The sequence below is a fragment of the Croceitalea marina genome, from assembly GCF_042684265.1.
GTDB lineage: Bacteria > Bacteroidota > Bacteroidia > Flavobacteriales > Flavobacteriaceae > Croceitalea > Croceitalea marina.
This window is the reverse complement of record NZ_JBHULB010000009.1, coordinates 1-1,330: the sequence shown is the minus strand read 5'-3', so window position 1 is coordinate 1,330 and position 1,330 is coordinate 1. Positions and strand designations below refer to the sequence as shown.

Genomic DNA, 1,330 nt, shown 5'->3' with positions numbered 1-1,330 from the left:
TATTTGTAGTGGCATAGTGAATTTGGCCACCTGATTAGAGGTGTTAAGATACACCTCATAGCATGACAGGTGAAACTATGACTAAGCGTACCAGACGTACTTTCAGTGCGGAATTCAAGCTCGAAGCAGCGCAACTTGTTCTCGACCAAAACTACACCGTTGTTGAAGCTGCAAAAGCCATGGGTGTGGGTAAATCGACAATGGATAAGTGGGTAAGGCAGCTCAAGCAAGAAAGAAAGGGAGTAGCTCCTCAAGCCTCACCAATGACACCAGAGCAAATTGAGATACGAGAGCTGAAGAAGAAACTTGCTCGCCTTGAAGAGCACAACGAAATATTAAAAAAGGCTACAGCTCTCTTGATGTCGGACTCACTGAACAACTCTCGATAATCGAGAAACTCAGGCAGAGCTTTAACGTAACCACCCTGTGTCATGTGTTCAGTGTTCACCGCAGTAGTTACAAATACTGGCGTTGTCGCCCTCAGCGTGTTTCTCCAGAGTTGGTGAAGCTAAAAAGTCTTATTAAAGAAGTTCATACGGCAAGCAACGGCTCTGCTGGTGCGAGAAGCATTGCCGACATGGTAACGGCTCAAGGTATAAAACTTACCCGTTATCGAGCATCTAAAATGATGAAATTATTAGGGTTGGTAAGCTGCCAAACACCGAAGCACCGTTATCGAAAGGCATCACAAGAGCACGTAGAGATCCCAAACCATCTATCTCGACAATTNGAGATCCCAAACCATCTATCTCGACAATTTACCGTTACCGCTCCCAACCAAGTCTGGGTCGGTGATGTAACGTATGTCTGGACGGGGCAGCGCTGGATGTATCTTGCTGTTGTCATCGACTTGTTCGCGAGAAAGCCAATTGGTTGGGCGATGTCAGTATCGCCTGATAGTAAGTTGACAGGAAAGGCACTCTCTATGGCGTTTGAATTACGAGGTAAACCCAAAGGCGTGATGTTCCACAGCGACCAAGGAAGTCATTACACCAGTCGTTCTTACCGGCAACTGTTGTGGCGTCATCAAATCAAGCAAAGCTTATCTAGGCGAGGTAATTGTTGGGACAATAGTCCGATGGAGCGGTTCTTCAGAAGCCTAAAGACAGAATGGATACCAGTGTCGGGTTATCGGAGTTTTAGCGAAGCGAGAGAACATATAACTCGATACATCACGGGCTACTACAGCCAACTCAGGCCACATCAATATAATGGTGGGCTGACACCTAATGAGTCTGAACGACTGTATTGGGAAAACTCTAAAACCGTGGCCAATTTTAGTTGACCACTACATTCTGACCTACTGAATTATAAAATACGTACTGTAAAC

At 45.7% G+C, this 1,330-nt stretch carries 1 protein-coding gene; it reads left to right on the top strand.

All coding sequences use genetic code 11. From position 1 onward, the window contains the following. The first annotated feature begins 77 nt into the window (after nucleotides 1–77). A protein-coding gene (locus ACFSQJ_RS08965; RefSeq protein WP_377766619.1) for an IS3 family transposase occupies nucleotides 78–1,285 on the top strand; the annotation gives its coding sequence in 2 pieces (ribosomal slippage) (nucleotides 78–345 and nucleotides 345–1,285; 1,209 coding nt in all). Nucleotides 1,286–1,330 lie beyond the last annotated feature (45 nt).